The 17,209-nt window shown below is 64.9% G+C and carries 13 protein-coding genes; 7 read left to right on the top strand and 6 right to left on the bottom strand.

Translation table 11 applies throughout. The features are described from left to right. Window positions 1-1,219 precede the first annotated feature (1,219 nt). The 6 genes from GOARA_RS09455 (at window position 1,220) to drmB (ending at window position 12,028) form a co-directional block, all read left to right on the top strand. A complete protein-coding gene (locus tag GOARA_RS09455) occupies window positions 1,220-2,251 on the top strand; it encodes a DNA cytosine methyltransferase (RefSeq protein WP_007322130.1) in 1,032 nt (343 codons plus the stop codon). Between the two features lie 265 nt (window positions 2,252-2,516). Next, a complete protein-coding gene (locus GOARA_RS18945; RefSeq protein WP_007322129.1) occupies window positions 2,517-3,395 on the top strand; it encodes a hypothetical protein in 879 nt (292 codons plus the stop codon). After that, complete coding sequence (locus GOARA_RS09445) at window positions 3,392-4,906, top strand: DISARM anti-phage system protein DrmE domain-containing protein (protein ID WP_007322128.1); 1,515 nt, start codon at window positions 3,392-3,394, stop codon at window positions 4,904-4,906. The genes GOARA_RS18945 and GOARA_RS09445 overlap by 4 nt, the downstream gene beginning before the upstream one ends. Then, window positions 4,894-6,594, top strand: a complete 1,701-nt coding sequence (locus tag GOARA_RS09440) for a nuclease-related domain-containing DEAD/DEAH box helicase (RefSeq protein WP_007322127.1) — start codon at window positions 4,894-4,896, stop codon at window positions 6,592-6,594. The genes GOARA_RS09445 and GOARA_RS09440 overlap by 13 nt, the downstream gene beginning before the upstream one ends. 110 nt (window positions 6,595-6,704) lie before the next feature. Continuing rightward, on the top strand, window positions 6,705-10,109 hold the full coding sequence (locus tag GOARA_RS09435; RefSeq protein ID WP_245548399.1) for a helicase-related protein: 3,405 nt from the start codon (window positions 6,705-6,707) through the stop codon (window positions 10,107-10,109). Continuing rightward, a complete protein-coding gene (drmB, locus tag GOARA_RS09430) occupies window positions 10,106-12,028 on the top strand; it encodes an MrfA Zn-binding domain-containing protein (protein ID WP_040522483.1) in 1,923 nt (640 codons plus the stop codon). Before GOARA_RS09435 ends, drmB begins: the two co-directional genes overlap by 4 nt. On the opposite strand, the gene GOARA_RS09425 is transcribed toward drmB, so the two are convergent. Further along, on the bottom strand, window positions 12,021-12,464 hold the full coding sequence (locus GOARA_RS09425; RefSeq protein WP_050947228.1) for a very short patch repair endonuclease: 444 nt from the start codon (window positions 12,462-12,464) through the stop codon (window positions 12,021-12,023). The two genes, drmB and GOARA_RS09425, sit on opposite strands and share 8 nt — an antisense overlap. A gap of 1,002 nt (window positions 12,465-13,466) precedes the next feature. On the opposite strand from GOARA_RS09425, the gene GOARA_RS09420 reads away from it, so the two are divergent. After that, the gene (locus GOARA_RS09420) at window positions 13,467-14,072 is read left to right on the top strand and encodes a hypothetical protein (RefSeq protein ID WP_138947624.1); all 606 of its coding nucleotides are present in this window, start codon (window positions 13,467-13,469) and stop codon (window positions 14,070-14,072) included. On the opposite strand, the gene GOARA_RS18940 is transcribed toward GOARA_RS09420, so the two are convergent. From GOARA_RS18940 to GOARA_RS09395, 5 genes are all read right to left on the bottom strand, one after another. Beyond that, window positions 14,062-14,790, bottom strand: a complete 729-nt coding sequence (locus tag GOARA_RS18940; RefSeq protein WP_138947623.1) for a hypothetical protein — start codon at window positions 14,788-14,790, stop codon at window positions 14,062-14,064. The two genes, GOARA_RS09420 and GOARA_RS18940, sit on opposite strands and share 11 nt — an antisense overlap. Further along, complete coding sequence (locus tag GOARA_RS09410) at window positions 14,787-15,272, bottom strand: ABA4-like family protein (protein ID WP_007322120.1); 486 nt, start codon at window positions 15,270-15,272, stop codon at window positions 14,787-14,789. Before GOARA_RS09410 ends, GOARA_RS18940 begins: the two co-directional genes overlap by 4 nt. Before the next feature lie 22 nt (window positions 15,273-15,294). Next, window positions 15,295-15,888, bottom strand: a complete 594-nt coding sequence (locus GOARA_RS09405) for a TetR/AcrR family transcriptional regulator (protein WP_007322119.1) — start codon at window positions 15,886-15,888, stop codon at window positions 15,295-15,297. A 44-nt stretch (window positions 15,889-15,932) separates the two neighbouring features. Beyond that, the gene (locus tag GOARA_RS09400) at window positions 15,933-16,373 is read right to left on the bottom strand and encodes a nitroreductase/quinone reductase family protein (protein WP_007322118.1); all 441 of its coding nucleotides are present in this window, start codon (window positions 16,371-16,373) and stop codon (window positions 15,933-15,935) included. A gap of 184 nt (window positions 16,374-16,557) precedes the next feature. Further along, entirely contained in the window at window positions 16,558-17,190 is a 633-nt protein-coding gene (locus GOARA_RS09395) for a TetR/AcrR family transcriptional regulator (protein ID WP_007322117.1), read from the bottom strand. Between the last annotated feature and the right edge of the window lie 19 nt (window positions 17,191-17,209).

Genomic DNA, 17,209 nt, shown 5'->3' with positions numbered 1-17,209 from the left:
AAACCAAACAACTGGAACCATTCCCAGTCAGGGTGTTGCCGCAAGTCCTCCCATTCCGGCGGAGGCTCTAGGGCGGTGCCCTCAGCGACTTTGCCGTCGGGGGAAGGCGACACTCGCGACGAAGCGAAGTCGTCCGTACGGTCGACCGAACGCGTGAGCTGCTCCCCGGCCCAGGAGATCCTTCTTGTTGGGCAGCCGAGCAGAGGGATCCACCCACCTGGCGACCAGTCCGCAGGCTTCAAGTTGCCGCACGACGTGCGGTGACGGAATGGTGGCGTAGCCTGTGACATCCCTCATGAGTTCCGCCACCTGGCGCCGCGACGCGCTTTCTCGTCGATGCCAAAGTTCCAGGTAGTGGGCGGGCGACAGAGGCACAACGAGCTGCTCGCCCCGGGTAGCCCGCCTCAATCGGTCACGAACTTGCAGCCATGCGGAGTCTGTACCAGTGCATCCCCGTGCCATGTCTACCCACACGTTCTGGTCCAAGTAGACGATCCGTGGCACGAGTACCTCAACGGGGGTCCCGGATACTCCGACTTTCAACGTTTCATGCCCCATTCACCCAAAAATTCGATCCACGTTCGCGACTTCTGATTTCAGTCGCTCGAACGTGCCTCACCATACTGGTTGATCAGTGATTCCTTCGCCCATCAGCTTCTCTACGGTTCTTGCAACAGGGGCTTCTCACGTGCCCGTACCCCTGTGCGCGTGTACCTGTTGCGGACAGCAGCGGCAGGGGCGGAGACAGGTCACTGTTCGATCCACTGATGCACTGCTACACCGACGAGGACATTCTGCCCGGTCGGTAGAGCGGCTCAGGCGGCGTCCACCTCGACAATGAACTCACGATCAGCCGCGGGGCGACACAACTAACGCAACATCCGGTTCCGGGAGCATAGGCTCGTTCGCGCTATCGCACCTGCGTCCGAACTTCACCGACTCCGCAGAGCTGCCAGCGAGAGTTCGACCAACTGGTCACGCAGCTCCCCACCCGCAGCGAACTTGCCGGCCGACGACATGCCGCCCGACGTCGGTCATACGGCCCACTCAGCCTTGAGGGCCAGACATGGCCGACTGGTTCTGAGTCCTCCGCCCAAACGTCGCAGGCTCCGGCTAGAGTTGCGATGCCGGCCGCGTCCGACGCGGGGCAACCGTGGGCCGTGAGGAAGCGCCAAATCGTTTGGCCCTTGCGTGCGCGCATATCGAAACAGGAGTCAGTATGGCGTTGCCCAAGATCATCAGCCTATTCTCGGGTGCAGGAGGCTTGGACCTCGGCTTCAGACAGGCCGGCTTCCTACTGACTTTCGCAATCGACCTATCGCCCGCCGCCATCCAGACTCACCAACGGAACTTCAAGGATACGACCTCGGTTGCAGCTGACCTAGCAGATCTCGGCCCTAACGGCGTTCTCACCCACCTGGAGAAACTCCTGGAGCCGGGCGAATCAATCGGGGTAATTGGCGGGCCGCCGTGTCAGGGCTTCTCTCGGGCCAACACGGGGTCGGCCGCGAACGACCCGCGGAACCGGTTACCGATACTCTACCTTGAGATCGTCGAAGCGTTGCAGGACAGGTACGACGTACAGTTCGTTCTGTTTGAGAACGTCCTGGGTATCCGTGACACCAAGCACTCGGTGACGTTTAGCGGCATTCTTTCCAAGTTCGGGGATATGGGTCTCACCCCCGACGTGAACGAGTACTCCGCTCTCGACTATGGAGTCGCCCAAACCCGGAATCGGGTCATAATTTCTGGTTTCCGAAAGGAAGAAGTTGCCCTGAACTTCAGACCAAAGAAGGTGGAAGCGGGCGATCTCACGGTGCGCTCAGTGATCGGAGGTCTTCCTACACCAGCCTTCTTCGCTCGCGACCTTGAGAAGTCCGCCATTCCGCACCATGAGAACCACTGGACAATGCGCCCAGTATCAAAGCGCTTCTCCCAACCCGGCGGCGCGAATCGCGCAGGCCGCAGTTTCCGTCGACTGGACTGGGACAAGCCGAGTCCTACTGTCGCCTACGGCCATCGAGAGATCCACGTACACCCCGAGGGCCGCCGCCGTCTCAGCATCTACGAAGCGATGCTCCTTCAGGGATTCCCGGAGGAGTTCGTTCTAGAGGGAACCCTCTCGTCCCAGGTCGAGCAAGTCTCGAATGCTGTTCCTCCGCCACTTGCCCAGTCACTTGCGGCAGCAATCAAGACTGCGCTGCGCGAGGCAGACCAGAAGTCACCGGCCGTCGAGGCGCTCAGCGCGTGAGATCCGAACGAAGTGATCGCGGTGAACCTTGACCGATCGGTTGCGCGTCGGCGCTGCGGTTGGGCGTCGCACTCGGTGCGCACAACGGCCACGACAGGTATAGCGAGAGTCGGCGCGTTGGCTTCAGCCGAATCTGTCGGACCTGCCCTCTAGAGTCGTCTCCGTTGCGGTGTGGGCCCCGACTTACTACGGAGGGAGCGGTGTGGCTGATTCGTCGACGCGTCCGCGCACGTACCTTGGTCTCGCAGATCAGTCAGGTGAACCGATGGTCGTCGAACCATGGATTGGCTCCTTCGTCGCCCTCGGATCCCTCTTACGCCGCTACCTCTCGAAGCTTGAGGGGCGACAGCTGGTCTTGGCCGTCTCGGTGCCCTGCCGTGACTACGTCGCCGCGCTCATCGGGTCTGGCTGGATGCTGTCGAGTCCAGCTCCTGCGCTTGATGATCCGCTCGCCGTGTTCGAAGCATCCGATCGATCGACCTACTTGCGGGCGGTGACCGACAGGCTGATCGTTACCGGTAGGTTCTCGAAAATGGAGGCGCATTCGAGTGGCGCGCGGGTTCTCACCGGCGGCAAGCTCCTCCCTGCCGATCGTTACCGCGCCGTGTCGGTGCTCGACGATGAGGTCGAGTCCACTGTCAGCGAGGTTCCCGCAGGCGGATACCTGGCCGAGCTAACCGGTGCGGCGACCTCATGGCTGGGCCGCCTCGCCGCGCCACCGATGGATCTTGCCCTCGTAGGTACGAGCAAGTGGCTTCGTGAGGACCTTCAGGCCGTCATTGGAAACGCGGCGTCCGTCGGCGCTTCGGGCACGACGCTTGGTACCTACGTCCTGCCTTACGACGATCGCGCGGCGACCTGGTCGACGCCGGTCATTTCGGCTTCTCGCCTTGGCGAAGGCGAAGCTCTGCCCGAGTCCTGTGCCGCAGTTGTTCTGGATCGCTATGGCGCTATCAAGTATCTGAACGACATCACGGTGCCGATTGTCATCTGCATCGTTGATCGTTCGGTGGCTGACGAATCCGCGGCGGAGACGATCATCGAGGCCCGTCACAACAACAGTCGGCCGGTATCCGTGGTCGACGAACTCCATTGGCGACCACCGGCCGCAGTCGAGGCCTTGGCCTTCACGGTGGCGCTATGAGCCGGGTCCACGATGTCGCCCGCCGCTACGTGGCTGCGGACTCCCTGATGCAACAGGGTGTTTCGATATTTGCCGTCGGCGATCCGGCTGGCGCCCAGTTGAACGCGGCAATCCGCCGGACCTTGTTCGCGCTCGGGGACGAACGAAGCGAGGTCTGGAACGGAGTCCTCCATGCGACCAATGCGCTGCGCTGGCGCCGCATGACCCAGCCGCAACCGCAGCAGTTCCAAACGCAACAGCCGCTGATCGATGACATCGTGCGGCAGTCGACGCGTCTCCGGAACCTCGTCAGCGACGGGGCCTTGCTCGACCTCATCGCCGACGCAGCGACGGCAGTGGGCGAGACGGACTCGCCCATAGGACCAGTCCTACTCGAATCGATCCACGAGGTTGGCCCCGATGCATGTGTCGTCGTCGCGAGCAAGGGAGCAGCTCGCGCGGGGTTGGCATCGTGGCTCGACGAAGTCGGCGTGAACGTCCTGGTGCCGAGCGAGCTCGACGAGGTCGCGCTGACGATCGAAACCAGCTACGTTGTGGCGCCGCCAACCTTCATGCCACCATCGGTCGTCACGGCACCGGTGACTCCTGAGGTCACCTTCCTGATGCCGGCTTGGTTCGGGAACCGGTCGGTACTGTCGTCCACTCTCGGGGTGCATGCCGAGGGACAGATCGTGGTCAAGGCCACCGTCTATCAGATCGGTGACCTGACCGAGCCCGACAACGCCGTCGTTGATGATGAAGAGATCGCGGACGTCTACTTCCCTCAGCCGACTTGGGGCACGCGCGCATCGGATGACCGTGAGCCGACGAGCGACGAGGTGGAGGCGTGGAAGGTCCTCCTGGCAGGCGGGTACGGCCTGTGGCTCGACGACGGTGATCGGATCCGCTCGCTGGACCCGCGGCAGCCCGAGGGTGCCCGCGTCGGGTACGAAGCCGTCTCAGGAGTTGTGACCGGTACCTATCTGGTTCTCCGCGAGGGTGAGACCGAACGCGGAGCGATGTACGACCAGGCCATCGTCGCCCTCGGCGCGAGAGCGTCCGAGATCCTCACCACTCAGGCACGGTGGAAAGCGCGGCTTGAGGAACGGCTGGCTCGGGTTGGAGCCCGTCAGGCAGCGGCGGAGCTTGAACGCCTCGGCGTGCGGTCGAGCGGCCAAGTCCGTGCCTGGGCCGAGCCGCGGCTGATCTGCCCTCAGCGTGACGCCGACTTTGCGTTGCTCCTGGATTGGCTCGACGAGCCGTCGCAGCCCACCTACGGCAACGCGATCACGCTCCGGCGAGCGGTCTACAAGGCGAGCGCTGAACTCCGCAAAGAACTCGAAGCTGCGGTCGGGCGCGCCGATCTGCGGGTGCTCGAACGCGATGGAATTCTCCATCTTGATCTTCCACGGGAAGGGTTCCGCGGCATGATTGTCGCTCGGGTTCTAGGCCGCGCGCCGTTCACCGAGATCGTCAGCAGGCATCAAGCACGGGTGCCGTTCACGGATGGGAGTGCCCAGTGGCTCGACTGATTCCGCCGCTCTTTCCTGAAGGAGCAGCGCCGGGGGAGAAATCGGTCTACCGGAAGCTCGCCGAGGACCAGACAACCGACGACTGGATCGTCCTCCACTCGCTCAACATCGCCGAGCACGTACGCAACCCGGAGGGGGAGGCCGACTTCGTCATCATCGCCCCAGATCTCGGGATCCTGGTGATCGAGGTGAAGTCGCACGAGCATTTCACGTTCGAGGACGGCGTCTGGAAACTCGGCAACCAGGCCCCAACCACGCGCGGTCCGTTCAAGCAGGCCAGCGAAGCGATGCACTCGATTCGGAAGGACCTGCTGAAGAAAAAGATCGATCTCCGGTCGATCCCGATGCTGAGCGCTGCGTGGTTCACAGCAACTCGTGCCCGGACGATGCTCAAGCCGACGAACGAGTGGTTCGACTGGCAGGTGCTCGACTCAGAGGACCTCAAGAAAGACCCGATCGGTGCGATCCGCCGGGCCTTCGCGGGTGGCATCACCAACCTCGACGCCACCTTCAACGGCTTCTCCTACGGGGGCCTCGGGCCGGATCAGGCGATAGCAAAGCAGATCGCGATGCTGCTTCGACCGAACTTTGAGTTCGGCATCGTCGCTGGTGACGTGCGCTCGGCTCGCGAGCATCAGCTCGTCCGTTTCGTTGAGGAGCAATTCCTGGCTCTCGACGCCATGTCTGACAACCAAAGCGTGCTGTTTACCGGACCGGCTGGCTCCGGGAAGACCTTCCTCGCACTGGAGGCCGCGCGCCGCGAGCTGGCGCTCGGGCGAACCGGCAGCCTCATGTGCTTCAACAAGCTGCTCGGTCGACGCCTTGCGACCGACATCGACGGGCCTGGCCTGTCGGTCGGCACCTTCCATCGCCAGCTCTTGGCGCTCACGAGGCTGAAGGCGCCAGACGATGCTGGGCAGTTGTTCTGGACCACCGAACTTCCCGAACGAGCCGTCGACGTCCTGCTTAAGTTGGGCGAGCCTCCGGCTGACTTCCTGATCATCGACGAGATCCAGGATCTCCTGTCTGAGTCGTATCTCGACGTCTTCGAGCTGATGGTCAAGGGCGGGTTGTCCGGCGGCCGCGTCCTCATGTTTGGCGACTTCGAGCGCCAGGCCATCTACGACGACGGCCGTGGCCGCGAACTTCTCAAGGCGTGCATGCCGCACATGCCTTCCCACCGACTCACCGTGAACTGCCGGAACCTTCCAAGGATCGGGTTCAGCGTCAACTTCTTCAGCGGACTCACCCCCGGTTACCGGAAGTTCCGACGAGACGATGACGGCGCCAACCCCGTGCTCCTCAAATACCAGCGTGGCGATGACCAGTCGCCGTTGCTGCGCCAGGCAGTCGAGGCACTGCGGGAAGAATCGTTCGACCTCAGCGAGATCGTGGTCCTGAGTCCGCTCGGCGCTGGGTCCGTAGCTGCCACGACGAGTGACCGATGGCTCAAGAGCGTGCTCGTCCAAGTTGAAGGCGACACCATCAAGAAGGGCAAGATCCGCTTCTCCTCGATCCACGCCTTCAAAGGCCTCGAAGCGCCGGCCGTCATCGTCACGGACCTCGACCGGGCGAACGTGCCGAACTTCGAGTCCGTCCTGTACGTCGGCCTGACCCGAGCAACCGATCGTCTCTACGGTGTCCTCGAGGAGAGCACCGGACTGGCAGGAATGGCAGGGAACCAATGAGCGGTATTGAAGCACGCGATGTCGTCGAGGCAGCGGTACGACGCGAGCTGTTTGGACCGCCCGGCGGCGAGGCTCCCATCGGCAGCCCGGTTGACTGTTCAGGGCCGTCCTTGACCTTCCAGACGAAGGACGAGATCAACGGACAGTTCCATGATCGCGACACGCTCGAAGAGGTGCTGACGCGCTCCGACCCCCTGCGCCGCTACGGCGTTGGTGTTCTCTACAGCGGCGGAACCCCGAGCGGCGGCCTAGCCTCCGAGGGTGACGACTCTGCCGTCATTCCAGGACTGGCCGAGAATGAAGAGAACCCCGAGGCGCCGGCGACGGACGTACGTGGTCCCCGTCGGCAGGACCAACCGGACTCCGATGACTTCGACCTGTCCGACGCGAACCGACGAAAGCCGTCGGCCATGGCGATCTCCTTCAAGGTCCGAGTCGCTGAAGGAGCGGAACTCAAGATCCAGGTGACCGGTGCCTACTACGACCCCGTCAAGATCACCGCACCGGATTCGCCCCCGCTGAACTGGTGGGTCCGCCGTCCCTTCGTGCTCGACGCGGTCGCCTCGGCAAACGTACTCCGACGGGAGCGAAAGCGGTCACCGCTGAACACGACGCCTGTAGTTGTTGAGCCAAAGATCGAGCCGCGTATCAAGCCCAGCGTTTCCATCTTTAGTCGCGCGGTGCCCGGTGAGGCGGACCCGGATCTTCGACTGGTCACGCTCGCGGTCGTTGACGACGCGGTCGGCACAGGATCGGGGAGCGCCTTCTTCCAAGTCGCGTTTTCCGCCACAGCAGCGGAGGGACTCCGTATCGAGCCGTACCCAGACGTCGAGCAGGCGGACAGTGATGAGGAAGAGGAGTCGATTGCACTCCTCTACCGCCACCGATGCACCTTCGCGATCGGGCACGGATGCGCAGCCACTTGGGAGGACTTGGCCGGAGAGGACGGAATCCCGACGGTCCCATTCGTGAAGGCCGACGCGTTGCCCGCCTACGAGGTCACCAGCCTGACGCCCGACGTCTACGAAGAGCACCCTGACGGCACCCGCACGCCGGTGAGCGTCAGCATGGAGGAACTCGCCAACGCCACCGCTGCTGGCGACGCCCAGGTCGAGAAGGTCCTCGAGTTGTACGGCCGGTGGATCAACGACCGAAGCGCCTCGATCAACGACCTGCCAGCGCGCTACCAGCGAGCCGCGCGGGAGCACGTGAAAAGGTGCACTGAGGCCCTCGAACGGATGCAGGAGGGCTGGTACCTAGTGCAGAACGCCCCCATCGCTGGCCGGGCCTTCCAGCTCGCGAACTTCGCGATGCTGTACCAGCAGGTTCGGTCCCGGCTTGAGCCACGAGATCTCATTAAGGACAAGCAAGGGGTCTACCGGCCCGACGGAGCTCACCCCGCTGCAACGTCCGACCCGAAAGGTGGTCGCTGGCGCGCCTTCCAGATCGCTTTCATTCTGGCGAGCCTGCCCGAACTGGTCGACCCGACCCACCAGAAGCGCACGCTGGTCGACCTGATCTTCTTCCCGACAGGTGGCGGCAAGACCGAGGCATACCTCGGCGCATCGGCCATCTCTCTGCTCGCCCGCCGACTCCGCAACCCAGACGACGCCGGCACCGATACGCTGATGCGCTACACACTGCGCCTGCTCACAGCTCAGCAGTTCCTGCGCGCCTCGTCTCTGATCTGCGTCTTGGAGGACGTCCGCTCCGGCATGGAGGACGAGCTCGGCACGGCACCCTTCGGGATCGGCGTCTGGTTGGGCCGCGACTCGACGCCCAACCGATGGACGGCCGCCGAGCGCGCGCTCGGGGAGCTACGCCGCGACTCCCGAGCCTCGAACAAGTTCCTGCTGCTCAAGTGTCCGTGGTGCGGCACGCGCATGGGCCCGGTCAGCAAGTCACGCGGGCAGGACACCCCGGGATACGTGTGGTCGGGCGGCCGATTCCTCTTCCGGTGCCAAGACGAGCTCTGCCGATACAGCAGACGAGAAGGCTTGCCCATCCATGTCGTCGATGAGGACATCTACGAGTCGCGTCCGTCGATCGTGATCGGCACCGTCGACAAGTTCGCCACCATGGCATGGCAGCCCGCAGCTCGGACCATGTTTGGACTCGGCGACCATGGTGAACGCGTTTACTCGCCGCCCGGCCTGATCATTCAAGACGAACTGCACCTCATCTCCGGCCCGCTGGGGTCAATGGTCGGCCTGTACGAACCAATGATCGATGACCTCGCCACCGACCGTCGAAGCGATCCGCCAATCCCCACCAAGATCATCGCCTCGACCGCCACGGTGCGCCGCTACGAGGATCAAATCCTCGGACTGTTTGGGCGGAAGGAAGTCGCCCTGTTCCCGCCCCACGGGCTTGAAGAGGGGCGGTCATTCTTCGCGGAACCGGCCCGGCTTCCGGACGGCAAGCCGGCACCCGGCCGACGCTACCTCGGAGTCATGAGCCCCTCGCTCGGCTCCACGCAGACCGTCCAGGCAAGAGTCGCAGCCGCAACACTCCAGGCAGGTCCACAGATCCCGGACCCAGCCGACCGCGACGGGTACTGGACCAACCTCAACTTCCTGAACAGCCTCCGAGAGCTTGGCAACACGCTGTCCTTGCTGGACTCCGACGTCCCTGACTACCTGGTAGGACTGCAGCGGCGCGACGGCATCACGCCGAGGTACCCACGCAACAAAATGGAGCTCACATCGCGTCGCCGCAGCGACGAGATCCCGAAGGCAATCGAGGAGCTCGAACTCCGGCTGCCTCACCCCGATTGTGCGGACGGCGCCAAATGCGTCAACTCAGGGGCATGCCCCGAGAACGCCAAGTGCGTCGACATCTGCCTCGCCTCGAACATCATCGAAGTCGGGGTCGACATCGATCGGCTCGGCCTGATGACGATCGTTGGTCAACCCAAGACAACGGCGCAGTACATCCAGGTGAGCGGTCGCGTCGGACGCAACGTGAAGACACCTGGCCTTGTCATCACGATCTACGGGGCAGCGAAGCCTCGCGACCGCAGCCACTACGAGCGGTTCCGGACCTATCACCAGCAGCTGTACGCGCAGGTCGAACCCACCTCCGTGACGCCCTTCGCCGAGCCGGTCCTGAAACGAGCGCTCCACGCAGCGGCAATCTCTCGCATGCGCCAACTCAATCCGACGCTCGACCCGAGCCCGTTCCCGCAGGCCGAGTTCGACGACTCGATCGCGCTGCTTCGGGCACGGGCCGCCCTCGTCGACAGTGAGGAACTGCCAGTGTTCGATCAATGGGTCGCCGAGCGTTCTCGCCAATGGGCGAAGGGTGAGCGCACGACCTGGGCGACGGTCAGCTACTTCAACGGAGACCCGAAGCAGGGCCTCATGCGTCCCGCCGGTGACCTCGCAGATCCTGGCAACAAGAACGTCACCTGGGAAACGCCGATGAGCATGCGCAGCGTCGACGCCGAGTGCCAGCTCTCCGTCACGCTCGACTACCTCACCGATGACCTTGAAGAGCCGGAGGTACAGGCATGACGTCAGGCAGCATGCGCCGAGCCCAGCTGGTGTCGCCGTTCGGCGTGGGCGCAATGAGCGTGCTCGTCGACGGCACCTCGGTTATCACCGCGGGCCTTGACCACTGGTTCCCACGCAACAATGCCGACCTCGCTCTGGAGGACTTCCGTGTGAACGACTGGCGGCTTGAAGCCCGGCTGAAGGTCCAGGAGTTCCGCCTGCCTCCGGATTACCGCAAGGGATCTCCCGAGGACCACCGAAACGAGAAGCTGAGCGTCCCCGCCCTGAGATTCCCGGGCTACTCGTTCTGCATGTACTGCAAGCGCCTCAAGAAGGTGCCACTGAGTTTCCAGGACACCGTCCGATGCGACGAACCCACCTGTGTGGGCAGGCGTCGGTTCGGCCCGAAGATGTCGCAGGTGCCGTTCGTCGCGATCTGCGGCAAGGGACACATCGACGACTTCCCCTTCAGGGAGTGGGTGCACCGATCGAAGGACCCCAGCTGCACCGGCGTCTTGCGACTCTTCTCGACCGGCGGCGGTGGGCTCGAGGGTCAAGTCGTCCGCTGTGGCTACGACGCGAAGAACAAGCGGGACGAGCGCAAGGGGTGTGGTGTGTCCCGTTCCCTGCAGGGCATCACGACCGGCGGGATGAAGAACGAGTCCGGCGAGGACAGTACCTTCCTGACTCAGCAGTTGGCTGGCCGCTCGGATCCGTATCTGTGCACGGGGGCACGGCCGTGGCTGCATGAAGAGGCCGGCGCCTGCGACCAACCGGTTCAGGGTGCGCTCCGTGCAAGTGGCAACGTCTACTTCCCATACGTGGAGTCATCGATCTTCTTGCCGCCGAGGGTCGGTGCTGTCAGTGGCGCGATGCGTGACCTGATGAAGCGAGCAGACGTCGAGCCGACCATGGCGTTCCTCAACACGATGCGCGGTAAGGACGCCACCGTGGCTGAGATCCGACAGGCCACCCGAGGCGCCGGAGATCTGTTCGACCAGTTCTCCGACGAGGAGCTGCTCGCGGCCTACCAGGACCGCTTCGGCATCGGATCATCTGACGACGAGGACGATGACTCGGGCGACCTCGACATCTGGCGCTACCCCGAGTTCAAGCTGCTGCGCGAAACGCCACAGGACGACGAGCTGCGCGCGTCGGATCCCGGTGTCCACCCCGCAATCGCGGGACATATCGATCGAGTTCGGAGTGTTACCGTCCTCCGCGAGACCCGCGTCCTGCGCGGATTTACTCGCGGCCGTGACAGTGACCTGAAGGTTGCCGAGGGCAAGGCCCTGCTTCGGCGCCGCCCCTTGCCGCCGGACAAGGATTGGCTTCCGGCCTACGTGGTTAGAGGTGAGGGAATCTACTTTGAGCTCGACGGCGAGCGCCTCGCGGCCTGGGAAGCGCGCGGAGAAGTCCAGGCGCGGGCCGATCTCATCGCAAATCAGTACGGGCATGTGATCACCGATCGTGGAGGCAGCCCGAGGGACATCTCGCCCCGCATGATCATGCTGCACACGTTCGCACACCTGCTGATCAACGAACTCGTCTTCACCTGCGGTTACAGCTCGGCCTCGCTTCGGGAGCGGTTGTACGTGTCGCGCGACGGTGGTCGGGACATGGCCGGCCTCCTGATCTACACGGCCGCCGGTGACTCCGAAGGCACCATGGGCGGCCTGGTCCGTATGTCTCGACCAGACCGCCTACAACCGGTCGCTGCGGCGGCACTCAGCGATGCCCACTGGTGCTCCACCGACCCTGTCTGTATGGACGTCGGCGAGAAGGGGCAAGGGCCAGACTCGTGCAACCTAGCAGCCTGTCACGGCTGCGCCCTGCTGCCGGAAACGAGCTGCGAAGAATTCAACCGGTTCCTCGACCGCGGCCTGGTCGTCGGGACATTCGCCGACCCAACGCTGGGGTATTTCTCGACGTCTACTTAGGACCGGACCTGACAGCTAAGACGGTCCGCCGGATCTCCTCGACGACATCCGCTGCATCCTCGTGCTCCCAATAGCGCAGAACGTGCCAGCCGGCTGCGTCCAGTTTGGCGCTTGTGTCGGCATCGCGCGCCACATTGGTGGCGATCTTCGCGGGCCAGTAATCGGCATTGTGATTGAAGGTCGACCGGCCGTGCTCCGGGCACCCGTGCCAGAAGCAGCCGTCGATGAACACCGCTACCCGCGCCCGGGTGAAGACGATGTCCGCTCGTCGGCGTAGGCCCGGCTCGGGCGCAATAGCAACTCGGTAGCGGAGACCGAGTTCGTGCAGCCGACGACGAATCTCAAGTTCGGGCTTGGTATCCCTCGACCGGTTGGCTTGCATGTTCCGACGTCTCCCTGGACTCGATGCCCAGGAACTGGCTTCAGTTTGTGCCATCCGATAAGTCTAGGCGTGGGCGTCACGCACGGCTGTGGTGCGGAGCCCACACCACCGTGCGTACCTCAAAAGGAGCGGCTTGTGGCAGCACGCGTCACGCCGGAACCACCGACACCGCAGCACAAGGCGTGCCTGTCGGAACTACGGTTCCGGCGAGTCGCCGGAACCGCGCGCCACCGTGGTGGGGAGTCGCCACCACCGTGCATTGCTTCCGCGGCGGCCCTGGTCGCGAAGGTACTGAATCAGCGCCACCGGCCCGCCGTGCGGAAGCGTGAACTCGTGGCCGTCAGCCCTCGCCACCAACGGGTCCGCCGATTCGGCATGGCCGTCCCCCTGCCGGAGCCAGGAGACGGGTGGCGGCGGAGATGCCCATGTATCGACGGTGCGCCTCAACTGAGGCGATGTCAACCACCCGGTTGCTGCAACATCAGCCTCCTCGGACTACTCGGTGACAGCCTGAGACGACCGCAAACGACCGGCGACGCCACCTGATTCTGTCCTGGAGCGGTTGCACCCATAGGCGAGTGGCGGGCGGTCTGCGCACCGACGCCGAGATTCGCCTCGACGATTGGAGCCACGACTGGGCGCTCGGTCTCCTAGCTGAGCAGCTGGGCGGGTATGACGAGGTGTGGTTTCGCCTCTCGCGTCGTGCTCACCGACTTCAGCCTTGGTGTACTGAACGCGGCACCGAGGAGAACCTAACCAGCGAACACGCCGCAGGCATGGGAGCGCAAAGCGAAAGGGCCCTGCCGACCCAACTGGAGGACATCGACGTGAAAGTCCCCTTGACCAGGCATCAGCCGAGAGGGGGACTCTCGTTTTCGTCTCAGTCGAGTACCTTCGGGCACCATGACGGTCAGCGGGCGGCAGCGCCGGAGCTGGCGCCTTCCACGAACGGCGCTGGCGGTCGCAACATGCCTCGCGGTCGTAGCGTGCTCAAGCTATGACCGCGAGCCCGGCCTGACCCACGGCACAGTCCCCCAGGCTCAGTCCGGTCCGCTGGTGAGCGTGGTGACCTGTGCGCAGACCGGCCCGCACACCGTCGAACTCGTCGTCGACCTGATCAACCCGCTTTCCGGTCCAGCACAGTTCAGCGGACATATCGCCGTGACCAACGGACAGGGACGACCGTTCGCCAACTCGGGGCTGGGTCACATCGGACCGATCGGCCCGGGCAGCCGACAGCGTCACTCCGAAACCCTGGTGCGCGAACACAATGACGCCACCGATCCGCGGTGCGAGCCGGAGATCGGCAAGCCGCAGGACTGGACATCGAAGATCGCGGAGAAAGACGGGCGCAGCGGCCGTGCACTCGGGCCGGAGAACGTCCGGTTGACCGCGTGCGAAGGCCCGACGGCGGTCGAGTTCCGCAATCCGCACGGGCCGGCGTGGAACACGTGGGCGTGGGTGGAACGGTTCGACGCCGACGGCGCCTCACTCGGTGCGGGGATCGCCGAGATATGGCCCCTTTCCGGGGAGCCGCTGTGGGGGCGGGAGACCCGCGCGGTCCCGATCGACGAGCCCCGCGTGGCGCGGCCGATCGCTAGCTGCCGACTCCTGGGCGCGTGGTCGGTGAACCACCACGACGTGCCGAGGCCTATTCCCTGATCCCGCTAACCCTCGACGCCAACAGCTCGGCCAGCGGATCGCGGCCCTGCCACGTCCCGCGGGACGCAACCGGCCGGAATCGCACGAAGAGCTGGCCGTGGGTCCAGCCCTGCTCCTCCGATCGCTTCCGAGTCCCGTCGTGGGTCGGCGTGCGATACGCGAAGCGTGTCATCGCGGCCTGCGAACGCCACAGCGTGAAGGTGCCGAAGCCCAGCGGGCCGTCCTGGACGCCGGTCCGGAACGTCTCGTCGGAGTTGTCGTCGAGTTCTCGGAGGACATTGCGATTGCCCTGGTTGAACGCGGGAACGTAGCGGGGATGGACGCCGCCGAAGGTCAGCGCCGCCATCGGCTCGTCGGGACGCAGCTGCGCCACCCCGTCGACACTCGGGCTCCAGTTGGGCGAATCGCTGCGCAGGACGCGGGCGGTGTCGAGCGCCACGCTCCAGGCCTCCCGAGCTTCGGCGGCATACGACGACGGCCAGACGGCATCGGCGAAACGTTCGTCGCGAGACGCCCGGTCCTTCCACTCGATCAGCAGCGCCGCTTGCCGCAGACGCGGCGTCCCGCCGGTCACCGCCCGCAAATCGATGCTGGCCATCATTCGCGCGGCGGCGATTCCCGGGTCCCGGTCAAGCTCCGCGAGAAGGACGCGGCGCCGACGCCACAACGAGATCGCGTTCCGGCTCGTATGGCGCACGAGATGCAGCGACATCGTCATGACCGGCTCCCCCACCATCGTTGCCCGAGGTACCAGCCGTGGCCGGCGGGACCGGCCATCCACGTCAGGAACAGCGCGATCCGAGCGGTGCGTCCCGACGTCAGCGCGTCCTGCCAGATCCATTGGCCGACAAGCAGATCGAAGGTCAGGTAGTGCGACCACGCGGCGAGGAAGACATCGCCGTCGACGAGCTGGCTGCGCAGCACGTCCGGATCGCGAAAGTCGGGCCGCGTCCGGCTGCGCACCATGCCGGCGCCGAGCAGCCCGGTGTACGCGACGGAGAAGCCTGCATGTAACGGCACCGAGCGCCGGACGAGCAGCCGGGTCAGGCGCGAGCGAGGCGCGAGGATCATCGCCAGCCAGATCGGTGCGGTACTCGCGTTCATCGCCGCGAACACACGGCCTCGTGTCGGCCCCAGCGGTGCAAGCGGCGCGGCGCCGGCCGGGGAGTGCAAGACGGGCTCTGCGGCGGTGTGGGTCATGGGGAACGCTCCTCGGGTTGGTTTAGCTCGGGTTCTCCTCCGACAGCCAGCCGGCGACCACGGCCCATGCCGCGGTGGCGATGTCGGCCTCGTCGGGAAGCTGTCCGGCGATCATCAGCACGGCGAGCCCGTGGACCTGCGCCCACAGCGACACCACGATGGTCGCCTGGTCGGCGGGGCGGAAGGCCCCGGTTTCCAGCGCTCGGCCCACCGCGTCGGACACCGCGGCGATCGCACGGGCACGGGCCTCGTCCAGCTCCGAACTGGGCGCGAGTCCGGCCGCGGAATCGGTGAACATGGCCTCGTACAGCCGAGGATGGTCGAGCGCCCACTGGACGTAGCGCATCCCCAGCCCGGCGATGTCGTCAACTGGGCTGTCGCTGGGCGGCTCCGACTCCTGAGCAGTCGCGAAGTCGGTAAAAGCCCTGATCAGGACGGACCTGTGCAACTCTTCCTTGTTGCCGAACAGGGAGTAGACCGCCGTCGTCGACGTCCCGGCGCAGTCTGCGATGTCGCGCAACACGAGCGCCTTGACTCCGTGCTCGGCGACCGCGTCGAGCGCGCACCCCATGATCTGCTCGCGGAGCTCGGCGGTGTGGGTCCGGGGCCTTGCCATGCCCCCACGCTATCCGTAACGGCGTTACATAACAAGGTTACGGATTAGCGCGGCTCCAGGATCAGCAGCGGAATCTCGCGTTCGGTGTTCTTCTGGTACCCGGCATATCCGGGATTGACCTTGACCACCTGCGGCCACAGTTCGGCGCGCTCGGCGGGGGTCGCGGTCCGGGCGCGCATCGGCTTGGTGACGCCGTCGACCGTCACGCTGACGTCGGGAGTGGCGACCGCGTTCTTGTACCAATCGGGATGGTCAGAGTGACCGCCCTTCGACGCGACGACGACGATGCGCTTGTCGTTGTTGATCGGGCTGCTGAGCAAGTTGGCATACGGCTTGCCCGACTTGCGGCCGACGGTGTGTAGTTCGACGGTCACCATGCCCAGGAGCTTCGTCGGGAATCGTCCGCCGGTCACGGCCAACAATGCGCGGTGCCCGTTCTCGAGCACCCACGCCCCTGCGGATGCCACGCGATCTGGAGTGTGCATCCCACGACCCTACGTGGCGCGTCAGTGCATGTCGTCCTACCCAGGACGGATCTACGACCGGAGACCGAATCGGACGCCAACGGCGGCGATCGATCGCCGATCGACGAGCTAAGCCGGACAGGCGTCCGACTTTATGAGCCAAACCCCACCCGGCCGCACACCGACGAGACGGAGAATGTCGCCGCTAGGCGGTACGCCGCTTGCCGCCGCGGGTCACCGGCTGCGGATCGGCATAGACGACGAGCATGTCCAAGGCGTTGTCCAGGTCGCGGCGAGCCCGCTCGGGATCCGGCTTGGCGATGTACTGCAGGATCAGCCCGTCGACGACCGACAGCGCCAGGCGCCCCAACGAGTCGAAGCCCACGGCACAGCGCTCGCCGGACGCTTGGGCGGCCTGTTCGCAGAACTGTGTGACCAGCGAGTTGTAGCGCTCATACTGGAAGCGGGCGAGTCCTCCGTCGACCTCTCCCCGCAACGAGTACATGGTCAGCTCGTACTGCATGACCTGCAATCCGATGTCGTGCGCCACGAGCTTCTCCCAGAAGGCGCCGATCCCGTGCCGCAGCGCGTGCGCCACGCCCTTGTCGAGTTCCAAGTCGGATCGCAGCGCGTCGGAGATGTCGTCGATCACGGCGGCCAGCACGGCCCGCATCAACTGGTCCTTGCTGGGGAAGACGTAGTGCAGGGTGCCCAGCGGCATGTCGGCCTCAGCCGCGACCGCGCGCACGGTGGCGGCGGGAACACCCACCCGGCTCAGCACCCGGATCGCCGCCGCGACGACTTGGGCCTCTCGGTCCTGCGCTCGCACGTAGGCCATCGTCGCCACTTCCCTCCCG

Source organism: Gordonia araii NBRC 100433 (genome assembly GCF_000241265.1).
GTDB lineage: Bacteria > Actinomycetota > Actinomycetes > Mycobacteriales > Mycobacteriaceae > Gordonia > Gordonia araii.
Note: the sequence above shows the minus strand (reverse complement) of the source record. Positions and strands in the feature narration are given on the sequence as shown.